This window comes from Mycobacterium sp. Panama NTM2 (assembly GCF_054355555.1).
Map to the genome: position 1 here is coordinate 3967684 of NZ_CM135953.1, position 17962 is coordinate 3985645.

Annotated in this window: 14 protein-coding genes; 5 read left to right on the forward strand and 9 right to left on the reverse strand. The window is 67.8% G+C overall.

What is annotated here, in order from left to right; genetic code table 11:
* The first annotated feature begins 3 nt into the window (after window positions 1-3).
* Complete coding sequence (locus ACXYX3_RS18805) at window positions 4-1395, forward strand: NAD(P)/FAD-dependent oxidoreductase (RefSeq protein WP_458608589.1); 1392 nt, start codon at window positions 4-6, stop codon at window positions 1393-1395.
* Here ACXYX3_RS18805 and ACXYX3_RS18810 read toward each other — a convergent pair.
* Both ACXYX3_RS18810 and ACXYX3_RS18815 read right to left on the reverse strand, forming a co-directional pair.
* Complete coding sequence (locus tag ACXYX3_RS18810; protein WP_458608590.1) at window positions 1392-3041, reverse strand: MFS transporter; 1650 nt, start codon at window positions 3039-3041, stop codon at window positions 1392-1394. The two genes, ACXYX3_RS18805 and ACXYX3_RS18810, sit on opposite strands and share 4 nt — an antisense overlap.
* A 74-nt stretch (window positions 3042-3115) precedes the next feature.
* A complete protein-coding gene (locus ACXYX3_RS18815; RefSeq protein ID WP_458608591.1) occupies window positions 3116-4399 on the reverse strand; it encodes a multidrug effflux MFS transporter in 1284 nt (427 codons plus the stop codon).
* Window positions 4400-4553: 154 nt separating this feature from the next.
* Here ACXYX3_RS18815 and ACXYX3_RS18820 point away from each other — a divergent pair, with 154 nt between their 5' ends.
* Together ACXYX3_RS18820 and ACXYX3_RS18825 are read left to right on the forward strand one after the other, a co-directional pair.
* Window positions 4554-5297 carry a hypothetical protein gene (locus tag ACXYX3_RS18820; RefSeq protein WP_241206976.1) on the forward strand — a complete coding sequence of 248 codons (744 nt, stop codon included), beginning with the start codon at window positions 4554-4556 and terminating at the stop codon, window positions 5295-5297.
* 243 nt (window positions 5298-5540) lie between these two features.
* On the forward strand, window positions 5541-9314 hold the full coding sequence (locus tag ACXYX3_RS18825) for a multifunctional oxoglutarate decarboxylase/oxoglutarate dehydrogenase thiamine pyrophosphate-binding subunit/dihydrolipoyllysine-residue succinyltransferase subunit (protein WP_458612142.1): 3774 nt from the start codon (window positions 5541-5543) through the stop codon (window positions 9312-9314).
* A gap of 108 nt (window positions 9315-9422) precedes the next feature.
* On the opposite strand, the gene ACXYX3_RS18830 is transcribed toward ACXYX3_RS18825, so the two are convergent.
* Window positions 9423-9788 (reverse strand): DUF732 domain-containing protein, encoded by a 366-nt coding sequence (locus ACXYX3_RS18830; protein ID WP_458608592.1) that lies wholly within the window; start codon window positions 9786-9788, stop codon window positions 9423-9425.
* Window positions 9789-9925: 137 nt separating this feature from the next.
* Here ACXYX3_RS18830 and ACXYX3_RS18835 point away from each other — a divergent pair, with 137 nt between their 5' ends.
* Window positions 9926-10747, forward strand: a complete 822-nt coding sequence (locus tag ACXYX3_RS18835) for an SDR family NAD(P)-dependent oxidoreductase (RefSeq protein WP_458608593.1) — start codon at window positions 9926-9928, stop codon at window positions 10745-10747.
* Window position 10748: 1 nt separating this feature from the next.
* Here the strand turns inward: ACXYX3_RS18835 and ACXYX3_RS18840 are convergent, their stop codons facing one another.
* From ACXYX3_RS18840 to ACXYX3_RS18855, 4 genes are all read right to left on the reverse strand, one after another.
* Window positions 10749-12620, reverse strand: a complete 1872-nt coding sequence (locus ACXYX3_RS18840; protein WP_458608594.1) for a S9 family peptidase — start codon at window positions 12618-12620, stop codon at window positions 10749-10751.
* 103 nt (window positions 12621-12723) lie between these two features.
* Entirely contained in the window at window positions 12724-13368 is a 645-nt protein-coding gene (locus ACXYX3_RS18845; RefSeq protein ID WP_458608595.1) for a TetR/AcrR family transcriptional regulator, read from the reverse strand.
* A 149-nt stretch (window positions 13369-13517) separates the two neighbouring features.
* A complete protein-coding gene (locus ACXYX3_RS18850; protein ID WP_241206972.1) occupies window positions 13518-14345 on the reverse strand; it encodes a glycine betaine ABC transporter substrate-binding protein in 828 nt (275 codons plus the stop codon).
* Window positions 14346-14368: 23 nt separating this feature from the next.
* Window positions 14369-15511 carry an NAD(P)-dependent malic enzyme gene (locus ACXYX3_RS18855; RefSeq protein WP_241207006.1) on the reverse strand — a complete coding sequence of 381 codons (1143 nt, stop codon included), beginning with the start codon at window positions 15509-15511 and terminating at the stop codon, window positions 14369-14371.
* Between the two features lie 183 nt (window positions 15512-15694).
* Here ACXYX3_RS18855 and corA point away from each other — a divergent pair, with 183 nt between their 5' ends.
* A complete protein-coding gene (corA, locus tag ACXYX3_RS18860) occupies window positions 15695-16801 on the forward strand; it encodes a magnesium/cobalt transporter CorA (protein ID WP_241206971.1) in 1107 nt (368 codons plus the stop codon).
* A gap of 3 nt (window positions 16802-16804) precedes the next feature.
* Here the strand turns inward: corA and ACXYX3_RS18865 are convergent, their stop codons facing one another.
* Both ACXYX3_RS18865 and ACXYX3_RS18870 read right to left on the reverse strand, forming a co-directional pair.
* Entirely contained in the window at window positions 16805-17389 is a 585-nt protein-coding gene (locus ACXYX3_RS18865) for a suppressor of fused domain protein (RefSeq protein ID WP_458608596.1), read from the reverse strand.
* Between the two features lie 2 nt (window positions 17390-17391).
* Window positions 17392-17907: a YflT domain-containing protein gene (locus ACXYX3_RS18870; RefSeq protein WP_241206969.1), complete on the reverse strand. Its 516-nt coding sequence runs from the start codon at window positions 17905-17907 to the stop codon at window positions 17392-17394.
* Window positions 17908-17962 lie beyond the last annotated feature (55 nt).

Consider the following 17962-nt stretch of genomic DNA (forward strand, 5'->3'; position numbering starts at 1 on the left):
GCGATGACGAGCATCGAGGCCGACTACCTGGTGATCGGCGCAGGCGCGATGGGGATGGCGTTCGTCGACACGATGCTCACCGAGACCGATGCGACGGTCGTGCTCGTCGACGAGAACCATCAGCCGGGTGGGCACTGGAACTGGGTGTATCCGTTCGTCCGACTGCACCAGCCCTCGTCCTACTACGGCGTGAATTCGCGGGCCCTGGGCAACGACGACTGGATCGACCAATCGGGCCCCAACGAAGGGTTCTTCGAGCTGGCGACCGGCCACGAGGTGTGCGCCTACTACGACCAGGTGATGCGCCACCAGATGCAGCCGACGGGCCGGCTGTCGTACTACCCGTCCTCGCACTATCTGGGCGACAACAGGTTTCGTACGCTCGACGGAACCGAACACCAGGTGACGGTGCGGCGCCGCATGGTCGACGCCACCTACCTGCTGACCGTGGTGCAATCGATGCGCTCGGCGCCCTTCTCGGTGGCCGACGGCCTCGACGTCGTCACCCCCAACGATCTGCCCCGCCGGGCCGCCGGCCGTGAGCACTACACGATCGTCGGCGGCGGCAAGACCGGCATGGATTGCTGCCTGTGGCTGCTGCGCTCCGGTGTCTCCCCGCAGCACATTCGCTGGATCATGCCGCGGGACTCCTGGCTGATGAACCGGGCCCACATCCAGCCCGGTGGGCAGTTCGTGAAGTCCTTCCGGGAATCGATCGCCTCGCGGATGAGCGCCATCGCCGAGGCGACGTCGCTGGACGACCTGTTCGAACGCCTCGAAGCCGACGGCAACCTGTTCCGGCTGGACCCCGCCGTCACGCCCACGATGTACCACTGCGCGATCGTGTCTTCTCGCGAGCTCGAGCAGTTGCGCCTCATCGACGACGTGGTGCGGCTGGGCCACCTCGAACGCGCCGAACACGACCGGATCGTGTTGCGTGACGGCAAGATCGAGGTCTCCACCCCGTCGTTGTACGTGGACTGCACGACACAGGGCCTGCCGCGTCCGCCGTCGGTACCGGTGTTCGACGGCGAGAAGATCACGCTGCAGAGCGTGCGGGGATGCCAGCAGGTGTTCAGCTCGGCGTTCATCGCCCACGTCGAGGCCGCGTACCCTGACGACGGCGTCCGCAACGATCTGTGCGCACCCATCACGCATCCCGACGCTCCGGTGGATTGGCTGCGAATCCTGCTGGCCGACAACACAGCTCAGGTGCGATGGCTGAAAGACCCCGAGCTGATGGACTGGCTGAAGGCCGCCCGGCTGAACGTGCTGCGCGACCTCTTCCCCGATTTCGGCGACAAGGTCCGGGTGCGGGATCGCGCGTTCAGCGCTCTGACCACGGCGCTGACCAAGACCAACGAACAGCTCAGCGCGCTGATGGAGCGCGGCTAACCGCGCGCGTGCCGGCCCCCACCGCCGTCGGTCATCCGCTCCAGCACATCGGTGTCGTCGGCGTCGGGATCGTGGCTCCAGTCGACGACGTACTCGACGTAGTCATCGTCATCGACCCAGTCCTCGGACCATTCCCGGCCGTCGTCGGCGGCACGGGCATCAGTGCCGGTGTCGGCTGCAGCAGGCGCCCAGCGGCGGCCCACCGCACCGGTCAGGAACAGCGCCGCCACCACCCCGAAGAGCGCGATGAACGCCGGCAACAGCATCGCCTGCGACATGGCCGCGGAGAACGGGGCGTGCAGGAACGCGGGCAGCTGCCCAACGCCGGCCTCCGGCGAGCCCGTACCGGCGGCCGCACCCGGCATCTCCGCCGACAGCCGCGACGACAGGAACGCGGCCATGCCTGCACTGCCCAGCACGGAGCCGACCTGCCGGGTGGTGTTGTACACCCCGGAGCCGGCACCGGCCACATGCGGTGGCAGGTTCCGGGTGGCCGTCGCGGCCAGCGGCGACCAGATGAACGCCATCCCCACACCCATCAGGGTCAGCGGCACGACCAGCCGCCAGATCGGAGTCGTCGGCGTCATGTCGATCGACAACCAGGTCAGCGCGATGGCCAACACCGAGAAACCGAAACCGATCACCGGGCGGGGGTGCGCGCGATCGACGATCTTGCCGACCATCGGGGCGAGCACGCCCGTGGCGACCGCCATAGGTGCGGTCAGCAGCGCCGCACGCGTCGGCGTGAGACCGCAGACGGCCTGGGCGTAGAACATCAGCGGCAGGATCATCGACGTCGCGACGAACCCGATCGTCGCGACCCCGAGGTTGGACATCGAGAAGTCGCGGTCGCCGAAGATCGCCAGCGGGATGAGCGGTTCGCCACGGGTGACCGACTGCCACACCACGAAACAGGCCATCACCGCGATCCCCACCCCGATCGCCGCCCAGATCCACGGCGCCCAGCGATGGGCCTGGCCCTCCTGCAGAGCGAACACGATCAGGAACAGACCGACCGCCGACAGCACCACACCCAGCACGTCGATCTGTTTGCTCTGCGTGGGCAGCGCGGGCACCAGCCGCAGCGCCAGCACCAGGCCGAGCACACCCACGGGCACGTTCACGAAGAAGATCCACTGCCAGCCCAGGTGGTCGACCAGCACGCCGCCGGCCAGCGGGCCCACCAGCGTGGCCACCCCCGCCGTCGCGCCCCACACGCTCATCGCTACACCTCGCCGATCAGCGGGGAACGTCCTGGTGATCACCGACAGCGTCTGCGGGGTGAGCAGTGCGGCACCGAGGCCCTGCAGCACCCGGGCGGCCACCAGCATGCCGATGCTGTCGGCCAGCCCGCACCACAGGGAGGCCAGCGTGAAGACCGACAGACCGACCAGGTAGACGTTGCGCGGGCCATAGCGATCCCCGAGTCGACCCGACACGAGCAGCGGCACGGCGTAAGCCAGCAGGTAGGCACTGGTCACCCAGATGACGGCGTCATATCCGACGTCGAGGGCCGTCATGATCGCCGGGTTCGCCACCGCGACGATCGTTGCGTCGACGAGGATCATGAAGAAGCCGACGAGAAGCGCCCACAGCGCGTGCCAGGGGTTGGCGCCGCCGGCACGCGGCGTCACGACATCGAGCATGGTGGAAGACAATCAGCCATCAGTGGGGGTGGGGACTCGAGGTGGGACATGACCGCGCCGACGCTACGCGATGATCACGACACGTCGGGTGCCGGCGAACGGTGCGCGCCCGTCAGCAGCAGAGCCACCAGCGCGATCACCACACCGGCGGCCATCACCGCGGCCATCGCGAGCTCGTCGTTGCCCAGCACGCCGACCACCGGCGCAACCGCTGCCCCCAGGCCGAACTGGACCGCGCCGAGCAGCGCCGCGGCCGTGCCCGAGGCGTCGGGGTGCCGCGTCAGAGCCACCGCCGGTGCGTTCGGGATAACCAGGCCCATCGCCGCCAGGATCGCCCACACCGGCACGACGAAGCCGACCAGCCCGCCCACATGCGCGGCCGCCAGCGCGATGAACACGACACCGAACAGCGAGGCCGCGGCCAGCGCCCACACCATGATCTGCTGGGGGGAGAACCGGCGCAGCAGCACGACGTTGAACTGCGTCGACCCGATCAACGCGATCGCGCCGGCGCCGAAGACCAGAGCGAATGCCGTCTGATCGATGCCGTAGCGGCCCTGCAGCACGAACGAGGCGCCCGCGATGTAGGCGAACAGGCCCGACATGCCCAGAGCGGCCACCAGGACCAGGATCACGAACCGGGTGTCGCGCAACAGTTCCACATAGGTGCGTGCGATGCCGCCGACCCTCAGGGGGCGGCGGTGCGCGATCGGCAGGGTCTCGGGCAGAGCCAGCACGGCCATCACCAGAATCGCGCCCGCCAGCACCACCAGCGCGGCGAACACCCAGTGCCAGGACGCGTTGAGCAGAACCGCCGCGCCCAACGACGGGGCGAGGACCGGCGCCACGCCCAGGACCAGCATCAACCGGGACATCACCGTGGCGGCCACGTTGTCCTTGTACAGATCACCGACCACCGCGATCGCGACCACCATGGCCGCCGCGGCACCGACACCCTGCAGACCCCGCGCGATGCCCAGTAGCGCGATGTTCGGTGCGAACAGGCACAGCAGCGAGGCCACCATGTGCAGCACGATGCCGCCGATCAACGGCCTGCGGCGGCCCAGCGAGTCCGACAGCGGTCCGATGATCAGCTGCCCCAGCGCCAGACCGGCCAGCGTGCCGGTCAGCGTCAACTGCGCCACCGACGACGACACCGACAGCTCGTCGGCGATCCTCGGCAGCGCGGGCAGGTACATGTCGATGGTCAGCGGGCCCAGCGCGACCAGCAGGCCCAGCACCACGATCATCCGCAGGCGGCTCGGGGCGGTCACCGTTCCCACCGCCGGATGACGAGCCGGCCCACGGCCCATCTCGGTCTCCAGCGGTGTCACGTCCACGTCTGGGGATACTGCCATGGAATTGATTAGCGCCGCTTTCCAGTTGTTTCTTCCCCGCACAGCGAACAGTGACCGCCGTCACCTCCGGGCACCCCGCTCGGGCGGTGATTCGTTTTCCGGGTGTTTCCAGGGCTTAACCTGGGAACAGGTCCACTCGACGAAAGGCCGTTCGATGAGTGCATGGTCCCGGGCCAAGAGCAAAGAGCCCGCAGTACGCGAGGACGATCCCAGCGCAGCCGCCAAGGCGCTGAGCAACATCATCGAGCGCGGCGCCCGGGTCCAGGCACCGGCCGTACGCGCGTATGTCGCGCGCCTGCGTGAGGGCAACCCCGGCGCCGGCCCCGCCGAGATCATCACGAAGCTGGAGAAGCACTACACGGCCGCGGTGATGGCCAGCGGGGCTGCCGTCGGCTCCGCGGCCGCCTTCCCCGGCATCGGCACGCTGGTCGCGATGTCCGCGGTCGCCGGGGAGACCGTGGTGTTCCTGGAAGCCACCGCGGTGTTCGTGCTGTCCGTCGCGGAAGTGCACGGCATCCCCGCCGAGGAACGCGAGCGTCGGCGCGCGCTGGTGCTCGCCGTGCTCGTCGGCGACGACAGCAAGGGCGCGATCGCCGACCTGCTCGGCCGCGGCCGCACCAGCGGTGGCTGGTTGTCCGACGGCGCCGCCTCCCTGCCGCTGCCCGCGGTGTCGCAGCTGAACAACCGCCTGCTCAAGTACTTCGTCAAGCGCTACACCCTCAAACGGGGTGCGATGATGTTCGGCAAGATGCTGCCCGTCGGCATCGGTGCCGTCGTCGGGGGCGTCGGCAATCGGATGATGAGCCGCAAGATCGTGGCGAACGCCCGCGACGCGTTCGGAGCGCCGCCGCCGCGCTGGCCGTCACCGCTGCATCTGCTTCCCGCGCCGCCCAACTGACGGTCGGCGTTCACCCCGTGGTCATGTCCGAAATGACCACAACGACCCATACAGACGTTGCCTGGTCGCCCCGCTCGCCGAAGCGCTAGCCTTGATGCGGCGGAATTGCGGGTGACCGCACACCGGGTTCATTAAGGGGTGGCCGGCTGCCGCGGAGCACTGGCCGGAAACGAAGAATTGAGGCGAACAGCAGCCGTGAATTCACCTTCACCATTCGGTCAGAACGAGTGGTTGGTCGAAGAGATGTACCGCAAGTTCCGCGAGGATCCCTCGTCGGTGGACCCGAGTTGGCACGAGTTCCTCGTCGACTACTCCCCCGAACCCACCACCGACGCCGCCGCCAGTGCCCCTGCGCGCGCGAACGGTTCGCCGGCTCGGTCCTCCGGTCCGATGAGCCCACCCGAACCCGCCAAGGCGCCACCGCCGAAGAGCAGCAACGGCACCGCGCAGGCCGCGCCGAAGCAGAAGGCTCCCGAGCAGAAGGCTCCCGAGAAGCCCGCCGACCCGGCGCCCCCGAAGACTCCGGAGAAGAAAAAAGAGTCCGCGCCGTCCGACAAAGCCCCGGAGAAGGCTGCGCAGAGCAAAGAACCGGCAGCCAAGACGGCCGATACGGCTGCCGGCAGCGACGAGACGCAGGTGCTGCGCGGCGCCGCAGCGGCCGTCGTCAAGAACATGTCCGCATCGCTCGATGTGCCGACCGCGACCAGCGTGCGGGCCATTCCGGCGAAGGCGATGATCGACAACCGCATCGTCATCAACAACCACCTCAAGCGCACCCGCGGCGGCAAGATTTCGTTCACCCACCTGCTGGGCTACGCGATCGTGCAGGCGGTCAAGAAGTTCCCGAACATGAACCGGCACTTCGCCGAGGTCGACGGCAAGCCCAACGCGGTGACACCCGCGCACACCAACCTGGGGCTCGCGATCGACCTGCAGGGCAAGGACGGCAAGCGCGCGCTGGTCGTCGCGTCCATCAAGAACTGCGAGAGCATGCGATTCGGTCAGTTCATCGCGGCCTACGAGGACATCGTGCGCCGGGCCCGCGAGGGCAAGCTGACCGCCGAAGACTTTGCCGGCGTGACGATTTCGCTGACCAACCCGGGCACCATCGGCACCGTGCACTCGGTGCCGCGCCTCATGCAGGGCCAGGGCGCGATCATCGGCGCCGGCGCGATGGAGTACCCGGCGGAGTTCCAGGGCGCCAGCGAGGAACGCATCAACGAGGTCGGCATCGGCAAGTTGATGACGCTCACGTCGACCTACGACCACCGCATCATCCAGGGTGCCGAGTCGGGTGACTTCCTGCGCACCATCCACCAGTTGCTGCTCGACGACGAGTTCTACGACGAGATCTTCCGGGAACTCGGTATCCCCTACGAGCCGGTGCGGTGGCGCATCGACAACCCGGACTCGATCGAGGACAAGAACGCCCGCGTCATCGAGCTGATCGCCGCCTACCGCAACCGCGGCCATCTGATGGCCGACATCGACCCGCTGCGGCTGGACAACACCCGCTTCCGGAGCCACCCGGATCTCGACGTCAACACTCACGGCCTGACGCTGTGGGACCTCGACCGCGAGTTCAAGGTCAACGGCTTCGCCGGCCAGACGCACAAGAAGCTGCGCGACATCCTCGGGCTGCTGCGCGACGCGTACTGCCGCCACGTCGGTGTGGAGTACACCCACATCCTCGAGCCCGAGCAGCAGCAGTGGCTGCAGGACCGCATCGAGATCAAGCACGAGAAGCCGACGGTCGCCGAGCAGAAGTACATCTTGAGCAAGCTCAACGCCGCCGAAGCATTCGAGACGTTCCTGCAGACCAAATACGTTGGCCAGAAACGCTTCTCGTTGGAAGGCGCGGAGACCGTCATCCCGATGATGGACGCCGCGATCGACCAGGCCGCCGAGCACGGGCTGCACGAGGTCGTCATCGGCATGCCGCACCGCGGCCGGCTCAATGTGCTGGCCAACATCGTCGGCAAGCCCTACAGCCAGATCTTCACCGAGTTCGAGGGCAACCTGAACCCGTCGCAGGCACACGGCTCCGGCGACGTGAAGTACCACCTCGGCGCCACCGGCACCTACATCCAGATGTTCGGCGACAACGACATCGCGGTGTCGCTGGTCGCCAACCCCAGCCACCTCGAGGCCGTCGACCCGGTGCTCGAAGGCATCGTCCGCGCCAAGCAGGACATGCTCGAGAGCGGCGAGGTCGCCGACGGCGGCGCCGGTGACTTCACCGTCGTGCCGATGATGCTGCACGGCGACGCCGCATTCGCCGGGCAAGGTGTGGTCGCCGAGACGCTGAACCTCGCGCTGCTGCGCGGGTACCGCACCGGCGGCACGATCCACATCATCGTCAACAATCAGATCGGCTTCACCACGTCGCCATACGACTCGCGCTCGTCGGAGTACTGCACCGACGTGGCGAAGATGATCGGTGCGCCGATCTTCCACGTCAACGGCGACGACCCCGAGGCCGCGGTCTGGGTCGCGAAGCTCGCCATGGACTTCCGCCAGAAGTTCAAGAAGGACGTCGTCATCGACATGCTGTGCTACCGCCGCCGCGGGCACAACGAGGGCGACGACCCGTCGATGACGCAGCCCAACATGTACGACGTCATCGACACCAAGCGCGGGGTCCGCAAGACCTACACCGAGGCGCTGATCGGCCGCGGCGACATCTCGATGAAAGAGGCCGAGGACGCGCTGCGCGACTACCAGGGCCAGCTCGAGCGGGTGTTCAACGAGGTCCGTGAGCTCGAGAAGCACGCGGTGGAGCCCAGCCACTCGGTGGAATCCGACCAGATGGTGCCTGCGGGCATGAAAACCGCGGTCGACAAGTCGTTGCTGCAGCGCATCGGCGACGCGCACCTGGCCTTCGACGAGGACTTCAACGTGCACCCGCGCGTCAAGCCGGTGCTCGAGAAGCGCCGCGAGATGGCCTACGAGGGCAAGGTCGACTGGGCGTTCGGTGAGCTGCTGGCCCTGGGCACGTTCCTGGCCGAGGGCAAGACGATCCGGATGACCGGACAGGACACCCGCCGCGGCACGTTCACCCAGCGGCACTCGGTGATCATCGACCGCAAGACCGGCAAGGAGTTCACCCCGCTGGACCTGCTGACCGTGGACTCCGACGGCAACCCGACCGGCGGCCGGTTCATGGTCTACGACTCGGCACTCTCCGAGTACGCCGCGGTCGGCTTCGAATACGGCTACTCGGTGGGCAACCCCGACGCGCTGGTGCTGTGGGAAGCCCAGTTCGGCGACTTCGTCAACGGCGCGCAGTCGATCATCGACGAGTTCATCAGCTCCGGTGAGGCCAAATGGGGTCAGCTCTCCGACGTGGTGCTGCTGCTGCCGCACGGTCACGAGGGTCAGGGCCCCGACCACACCTCGGGCCGCATCGAGCGGTTCCTGCTGCTGTGGGCCGAGGGATCGATGACGATCGCGATGCCGTCGACGCCGGCGAACTACTTCCACCTGCTGCGCCGTCACGGCCTCGACGGCATCCACCGGCCGCTGATCGTGTTCACGCCGAAGTCGATGCTGCGCAACAAGGCGGCGGTGAGCGATCTCAAGGAGTTCACCGAGCAGAAGTTCCGGTCGGTGCTCGAGGAGCCCACCTACGACGAGGGTGACGGCGACCGGTCCAAGGTCACCCGCATCTTGTTGACCAGCGGCAAGCTGTACTACGAGCTGGCGGCGCGCAAGACGAAGGACAAGCGCGAGGACGTCGCGATCGTGCGTGTGGAGCAGCTGGCGCCGCTGCCTCGGCGTCGGCTGGCCGAGACGCTGGACCGCTACCCGAACGCCAAGGAGAAGTTCTGGGTGCAGGAGGAGCCGGCCAACCAGGGTGCGTGGCCCACGATGGGCCTGACGCTGCCCGAGCTGCTGCCCGACCACCTGGCCGGGATCAAGCGCATCTCGCGGCGGGCGATGTCCGCGCCGTCCTCGGGCTCGTCGAAGGTGCACGCTGTCGAGCAGCAGGAGATCATCGACGAGGCGTTCAGTTAGGTCCGGTTCGGCGAGCGAGCTGGGGGCACCTCCCGCGAGCGAGCGCGTTTGTACACCGACGCGCCGCGGACCGCGTGCATCTGCGCGCGTTCGCGGCGCGCCGAGCGATCACCGGATGAACGAGAACGGCACCCCGTCGGTGAGCGCGCTAACGGCACGCGGGCACATGATCTGGATGGCCAGGCCGGTGAACATCGTCGCCGGGCCGAGCGGGCGACCGAGCTCGTCGGCGACCTTCGCCGCCACGTTCGCGGCGTTCTGACCCGGCTCGGCGAGCATGGGGCACACCTGCTCGCCCACGCGGACCGCGGTGGCCGGATCGATGTCGCCCAGCCGGTAATGGTCCAGCGCGGAGAGGAAGACATCGACGCCGGTATCGGCCTGGGCTGGGGCGGCGGCGATGGTGGCGGTGGCCGGTGCAGCGACGGCGAGGGCGGCGACCAATGCGGCGAGCACGGTATTGCGAGACTTCACCTTCTGATTGTCGCAGCCGACGCCTCGAGCATTACGCCGTGCGGCGCGCAGCCGCTGACAAGCCCGTATCTACCCGGAACCGGCGGTACCGCTAGGGTGGTCTGCAATTGCACCTCGGCATGTGATGGGAGTGGGCTATGCAAGGCTTTGCCGGAAAGGTGGCCGTCGTGACCGGCGCCGGCTCGGGCATCGGTCAGGCGCTGGCCATCGAACTGGGCCGCTCCGGCGCCAGCGTGGCGATCAGCGACGTCGACACCGAAGGCCTGGCTGCCACCGAGGAGCGGCTCAAGGCCATCGGTGCGCCCGTCAAGACCGACCGGCTCAACGTCACCGAACGGGAGAGCTTCCTGCTGTACGCCGACAGCGTCGTCGAGCACTTCGGCAAGGTCAACCAGATCTACAACAACGCGGGCATCGCGTTCACCGGCGACATCGAGATCAGCCAGTTCAAGGACATGGAACGGGTGATGGACGTCGACTACTGGGGCGTCGTCAACGGCACCAAGGCCTTCCTGCCGCACCTCATCGCCTCCGGCGACGGGCACGTCGTCAACGTCTCGAGCGTGTTCGGGCTCTTCTCCGTACCCGGCCAGGCCGCCTACAACGCGGCGAAGTTCGCGGTGCGCGGGTTCACCGAAGCTCTGCGCCAGGAGATGGCGCTGGCGGGTCATCCCGTCAAGGTCAGCTGCGTGCACCCCGGGGGCATCAAGACCGCGATCGCCCGCAACGCCACTGCCGCCGAGGGTCTCGACGCCGGGGAGCTGGCCAAGAAGTTCGACAAGAACCTGGCCAAGACCAGCCCCGAACGGGCAGCGCAGATCATTCTCGATGGCGTGCGAAAGAACAAGGCGCGCATCCTCGTCGGCAACGACGCGCGGATGTTCGAGTACGTCATCCGATTCGTCGGCGCGGGCTACCAGGGGATGTTCCCGCGCGTGGTGGCGCGCCTGACGAAATAGCTCACGTCCGGCCGCCCAGGTGCTCGGCCAGGAAGTCCGACACCTTCTCGTACATCTCGATCGTGCTCTCCGGGTTGACGGCGCCGTGGCCTTCGGTGGACTGGACCAGGTAGTCGACGTCGACGCCGCGGGCGCGCAGCGCGTCGACCAGGTTGTCGGACTCCGCCTGGACGACGCGAACGTCGTTGGCGCCCTGGATCACCAACAGCGGGGTGCGGACCTGATCGACCCGGGTGATCGGCGAGCGCGCCTTCATGTCGGCCAGTTGCTCGGGATCGTCGGGATCTCCCACGTAGGCGTGCCAGTTGTTGGCCAGGTGCGGACGCGCGATGGGTGGCAGGGTGCGCATGAAGTTCGCGAGATCCGAGATGCCGACGTAATCGATGGCTGCCGCGAAAACGTCGGGGGTGAAGGTGATTCCGACGAGCGCGGCATAGCCGCCATAGGAGCCGCCGAAGATCGCGACGCGGTCGGGGTCTGCGTAACCCTCGTCGACAGCCCAGGTGACGCCGTCGATCAGATCGTCGTGCATCTTGTGAGCGAACTCTCCGATCGCAGCCTTCAGGAAGGCCTTGCCGTACCCGGTGGAGCCGCGAAAGTTGACCTGCAGCACGGCATATCCGCGATTGGCCAGCAGTTGGACACCGGCGTCGAAACCCCAGGAGTCCCGGTACCAGGGTCCGCCGTGGACGACCAGAACCAGAGGCAGGCCCCGCGGCTCGACGCCGACGGGCAGCGTCAGATAGCCGTGCAGTGTCAGGCCGTCGCGGGCGGTGAGGGTGATCGGCCGCATCGGGGCCAGGGTGGCCGGGTCCAGGTGCGGTAACGGCCGGAACAGCAGCCTGCTGCCCCCTGTCTCGTGGTCGTACAGGTAGGTGGCGCCCGGGTCGCGATCGTGATTGAAGCTGACCACCCAACGCCGGCCGCCTTCATCCGAGGATAGACGTCCGAGATCGCCATCGGAAAGCTTCTCCAGATTGGCGAGCACCTCGCCGAAAGACGGATCGAGCGCGCGAATCAGTTGCCGCTCAGCGTAATACCGCACGGCCAACAGCTCGCCGGTACGCCGATCGCAGATGAGGGGTCCCGGCAGGACAGGGCTGACCGCCGAGCGCGGATCGAGGTCGTACTCCGGGTGGCTGTCGACCTCGGTCTCGACCCCGGTCTCGAGATCGACGCGAACGAGACGGGTGCGGTCGCTGCCGCGGTTCGACCCCATCCACACCCCCGTGCCGTCAGGTGTAATGGCCAAGGGGTGGATGCCGACCGGATAGTCGCTGCCGTCGAACGTCGCGATGCACTGCAGGGCCTGCCCGTCCCAGCGCGACAACTCGAGATCGCCGTCGGGGGTCAGTGACGTGGCGAACAGCTCGCCGCTGTCATTGCTCAGCCAGCTGTTCACGTGGCCGGGGTTTTCGGCGAGCAGCGTGAGCTCTCCGGTCGCGACGTCGAGTTCGTGCACGTCGAGCAGTGTCACGTCCCGGTTGTTCATCATCACCGTCGTCGCGCCGCCTTTGACTTCACGGACCGGGAGTGCCATGACGCCGGGGAACGGTGTCAGGTCGACGGGAGGTGACCCGGGATGGTCGAGATCGACCCGGAATATGTGCCAGTTCTCGTCGCCGTCGTCGTCCTGCAGATAGATCAGCCATCGGGGGTCGTCGGTCCACTCGTAGTGCAGGACGCTGCGGTTGTCGTCGGCGGTCACGCAGCGCGGCGCGTAGTCCCCGTCGAGATCTTCGACCCAGACGTTCAGGCGATTTCGCCACGGCGCGAGGAACGCGATCCTGGTGCCGTCGGGTGAGATCGTCGCGGCGGCTCGGGTGGGCGGGCTGAGGAGGTCGGCGACGGGGATCAGGTCTGGTGCAGACATGGCTTCTCTTCCTGGTTGCGGGCGCACGAGGTCGGCCCGTCGAAATGATGCATGTTCGACGGTCAATGATGTTGTGACAGAACTGTTCTCGAATGATCCAGGGTCAGTGCGGCACAGGTCCACCCAACTGACCGTTGGTGGCGTCTTTGATCGCACGGTCGATCATCGCCAGGGCTTGCTGCTGGGTGATCTTCTCCTTCTCGACGATGGCCCGGTGGCCGACGTCCTCGTCGATGACCCGAAAGGCCGCGGTGACCGCTGCTGAGAAGAGCCGGGCTTTCAGGTCGTTCTCGTCGAGACCGAGCCGGCCGGCGATGATCGGGACGAAGGCGTGCTCCATCTCGTCATGCACCATCAGGTACGCCGTGCGTAATGCCGGTTCGGTGAGCGACAGGGTCGTGATCCGCAGAGCACTGATCTCGTCGGCGACATCCTGCGGACTCAGCGGGTGCTCGTTGTAGGTGAGCGCCATGTGCTCGGCGAGCGACAGTTCGGGCGGCCACCGGCGGGCCAGATCGATGAAGCGTTGCGCCGACAACGCCAGCACGGGCTCCACGCAACTCTCCTTGGACCGGAAGTACCGCCAGATCGTCCGCGTCGACAGCCCTGCGGCAGCAGCGATGTCGTCACCGCTGGTGGCCGACACCCCGCGCTCCCAGAACAGAGCGCACGCATGCCGGGACACCGCGAGTCGGGCGCGAGCCTGCTTGTCGTTGGCCGCGCCCGCCGGGATAGTGGCGGTCACCATCGAGCTCCTGTCACTTAGTGTCACAGCCGAGTGTGTCACTTAGTGACAGAGCGGTCAAGGCGCGTGATCTCGATCGGCGCGAGCGCGCGCTGCGTGCCAGGGATTACGGCGTGTCGGTGTGCAGACCCGCGCGCTCGCCGAACGGACCGTCAGTTGCTGGTGCCGAGGGGGTGCGCCTCGAGCCACTGCGCGGCCACCCGGCCCGGCTCGGCGCCCTCGGCGATCTCGCGTCGCATGTCGGCCAGCGATCCCGTGTCCAGCACACCGGCGATCTCGTTGAGCGCCAACACCTGCGACTCGCTCAACACGTTGCGCCGGTACAGCGGCACCAGGTTCTCGGCCCGGATCAGCGAGGTCTTGTCCGACAGCACCACCACGTCAGACGGCACGCCCGGCGCAGCCGTCGACGTCCAGGCCAGGCTCACCTCGCCGGCCACAAGCGCCGCGAACATCGTTGCCGCGTCGTCGAATTGACGTGCCCGCGGCAGCGTGCACGTACCGATCGACGTCGGCCACGACGAGCCCTTCACTGCGCCGACCGCGAGATCGGGACACCGCCGGGCCAGTGCCGAGACATCCTCACCGGCTGTTCGCGCACCCGAGGAGGTCATCGCCACGGCGGGCTTGTCCTCCGCTGCGACGGTGTAGTCACCGGCAGCCACCCCCTCCGGCAGCGCGGCCAGCAACGATCGGTACACCTGAACGTCCGAGCGCGCCGGCGCATCCGGGTCGAACCGTGCGAGGAGCCGACCGGTCCAGCCCGGCACCACGGTGGCCTCGCCGGAATCCAGGCCCGCGAGCGGATCGTCGACGACACGCACCTGGGCTGCGCTGCCGTAGAAACCCAGCGCCGAGGCATACAGGTGCGCGACGAGCTCGGCCTCGGGTCCCGCGGTGGTCGCCACCGGGATCGGCGGCGGCGCCGGTCGCCCGGCGCAGGCGGCGACGCACCACACCAGGGTCAGTGCGGCGATCAACCGCCTCGTCCTGCGCAGCAGTATCAGTCCTCGGATGCCGCGGCGACGGCTGCTGCGACCGCCGGACCCACTCGCGGATCCAGTGCGCTCGGCACGATGTGGTCGACGGCCAGATCGTCACCGACGACGGAGAAGATCGCCTCCGCAGCGGCCATCTTCATCTTCTCGGTGATCCGGCGAGCGCCCGCGTCCAGCGCGCCGCGGAACACGCCGGGGAAGGCCAACACGTTGTTGATCTGGTTGGGGAAGTCACTGCGGCCGGTGGCCACGACGGCGGCGTACCTGCGCGCCACGTCAGGGTGGATCTCCGGATCGGGGTTGGACATCGCGAACACGATGCCGCCCGGCGCCATCGTCGCGATCAGCTCTTCGGGCACCAGACCGGCCGAGACGCCCATGAACACGTCGGCACCCGCGAGCGCTTCGGCCATTCCGCCGCGTAGCTCCCGCGGGTTGGTCCGCGTCGCGAGATCGGCCTTGAACGGGTTGAGATCGTCGCGTCCGGAGGACACGATGCCTTTGCTGTCGAGCACGGTGATGTCCCGAATACCGCTGGCGAGCAGGATGTTCGCGCACGCGATGCCCGCGGCGCCCGCCCCGGAGATCACCACCTTCATGGTGTGCATGTCGCGGTCGAGCACCTTGGTCGCGCCGAACAGTGCCGCCAGCACGACGATCGCCGTGCCGTGCTGGTCGTCGTGCATCACCGGGCAGTCCAGTGCCTCGATCACCCGCTGCTCGATCTCGAAACACCGGGGCGCCGAGATGTCCTCCAGGTTCACCGCACCGAAGGTGGGCCGCAGCCGGATCAACGTCTCGACGATCTCGTCGGGGTCGTTCGTGTCGAGCACGATCGGGATCGAATCCAGCCCGCCGAAGGCCTTGAACAGCGCGCTCTTGCCCTCCATCACCGGCAGCGAGGCCGCAGGTCCGATGTCGCCGAGCCCGAGCACCGCGCTGCCGTCGCTGACCACGGCGACCAGGCGGTGCGCCCAGGTGTACCGCGCCGCCAGCGTCGCGTCGGTGGCGATGGCGCGACTGACCTGGGCCACTCCCGGGGTGTAGGCGATCGACAGGGCACGCTGGGTGTCCAGCGGCGAGCTCAGCGCCACCGAGAGTTTGCCGCCCTCGTGCGCATCGAAGATGTCGGCGTCGTCGACCACCACCTGCGGGGTGCGCGCCGGGGCGTCACGTTCTGGGGAAACCGCACTGTCCACCACGGGCGTCAGGGTAACCGACCACCGGGGCCTCACAGGAGGGAGCTGTGCGCCGGTGCGCAGAATCAATCAGCTTCTGCGCGTAGCATCCGTTGAGCCGAGCCAGGCTGATGTGCGGAGGGAGGTCGGCCGATGCCATCGTTTCGCGCGCTACCGCCGTCACTGATGCGACAGGGCGGCCGCCCGCGTCCCGATCACCCCGATGCGCGCAGTATCCATGTGCCGGTCGCTCGGGCGATGGTCGACTGCGGCGTGTACTGCGAGGGAAATCGCTTGCCCGGCAAGTACACTCACGCGGCAGCCTTGAACAAGGTGCACGAGATCGAAGCCGAGGGCCGACCGGCGTTCGTGTGGATCGGGTTGCACGAACCCGACGAGCATCAGATGCAGGCGGTGGCCGACGTCTTCGGGCTGCACGAGCTCGCGGTCGAAGACGCCGTGCACGCCCACCAGCGACCGAAACTCGAACGTTACGATGCCACGCTGTTCCTGGTGCTCAAGACGGTGACGTACGTCGACCACGAGTCCATCGCCAACGCGCGCGAGATCGTCGAAACCGGAGAGGTGATGATCTTCGTCGGTTCGGACTTCGTGGTGACGGTGCGCCACGGCGAACACGGCGGCCTGGCCGGGGTGCGCAAGCGCCTGGAGGCCTCACCTGCCGCGCTGAAGCTGGGGCCGTATGCGGTGATGCACGCGATCGCCGACAGCGTGGTCGACACCTATCTCGACGTCACCGACCTGATCGAGACCGACATCGACGCGATGGAAGAGGACATCTTCTCGCCGCGCCCGCTGACCGACATCGAGTCCATCTATCTGCTCAAACGCGAAGTCGTCGAGCTGCGTCGCGCCGTCAGCCCGTTGGTCACCGACCTGGAACGCATCGGCACCAACCACGACGATCTGGTCAACGTCGAGATCCGCCGCTACATGCGCGACGTTCTCGACCACACCATCAAGGCCGCCGACCGGATCGCCAGCTTCGACGAACTGCTCAGCTCGCTGGTGCAGGCCGCGCTGGGCAAGGTGGCGATGCAGCAGAACGTCGACATGCGAAAGATCTCGGCTTGGGTGGCCATCGCGGCAGTACCCACCGCGCTGGCGGGGATCTACGGGATGAACTTCGACCACATGCCCGAATTGCATTGGACCTGGGGCTATCCCGCTGTCCTGCTGCTGATGGCCGTGGTGTGCCTGGGGCTGCATCGCACCTTCCGGCGCAACAACTGGCTCTAGATCTCAGGCCGGGCTCGCCGCGCGGCGGCGAGGATCGGTCACATCCACCCCGTCCTGCTGCCACGCCTCCCGCATCGCGCCGGCCCCCTTCAACCGCACCCAGGCGGCCTCCGTCGGCGTGATCGGCACCGCGGACAGCATTGCCACCGGCGACGCCGGCTCGGCCAGCTCCACGTCGTCGACATCGCTGCGCCCCAGCAGAAATGCGGTGAACGGCGCCCCTTCCCATAGCGGCGTCTCCAAGTCGACCAGCGCGTCGGGCTCGAGCACCAGCCCCTCGACGGCGGGCGCCGCGGCGACCACCGCGACGGACCGGGCCAGCCCCGTGGGTGCCGGCCCCCGCAGGGCCACCACCACCTCGGCGCGGGGCCCGCGCACCGGATCGACCATCGCCGCGGCCGGATCCACCATCGGATGCGACGAACACCCCAGCGACACGTAGTGAGCAGCGCCGTCACCGCCGGCATCGAAGCGCAGCACGGCGATGCGATCGGCACCGAGAAAGGTCACCGAGGCCTCCGCCGGCTCGCCGGAGCTCGCGAAGTGTTCCAGCACCCGCGCCCGAACCGCGGCGGTGACGTCGATCATCGTCAGATCTTCAGGCGGGCGAGCAGATCTCGGCCCTGCTCGGCGTTCTGCGGGTCACACAGCACGTCGTAACGGCCCGCCACCAACTGCATCGTCGAGCTGAAGTCGCGGGTGCCGCGCGCCATCGCGTAGGGCACCGCGGAGGTGATCAGACCGAAGAACACACCGGCGATCAGACCGGTGATGAGGGATCCCCATGGGCTCGGGCTGAAGAACCCGAGGATCAGACCGATGAACAGGCCCAGCCACGCGCCGCTGAGCACGCCGCCGCCGAGCACCTTGGGCCAGGACAACCGGCCGGTGACGCGCTCGACCTGCATCAGATCCACCCCGACGATCGTGACCTGCTCGACCGGGAACTGCTGATCCGACAGGTAGTCCACGGCGCGCTGCGCCTCGGCGTAGGTGGGATAGGAACCGATCGGCCACCCCTTCGGCGGGGTGGGCAGCCCGACCGGGCGGCCACGTCCGGCAGGCGACGCGCCCGGGGTCTGGCCTGGCTGAAAAGGGCTGGTCATGTCCTTGCACTCCTGAGTCTGGCAATTCGGTCAGGGTATAACCCCGTCGCTCGAT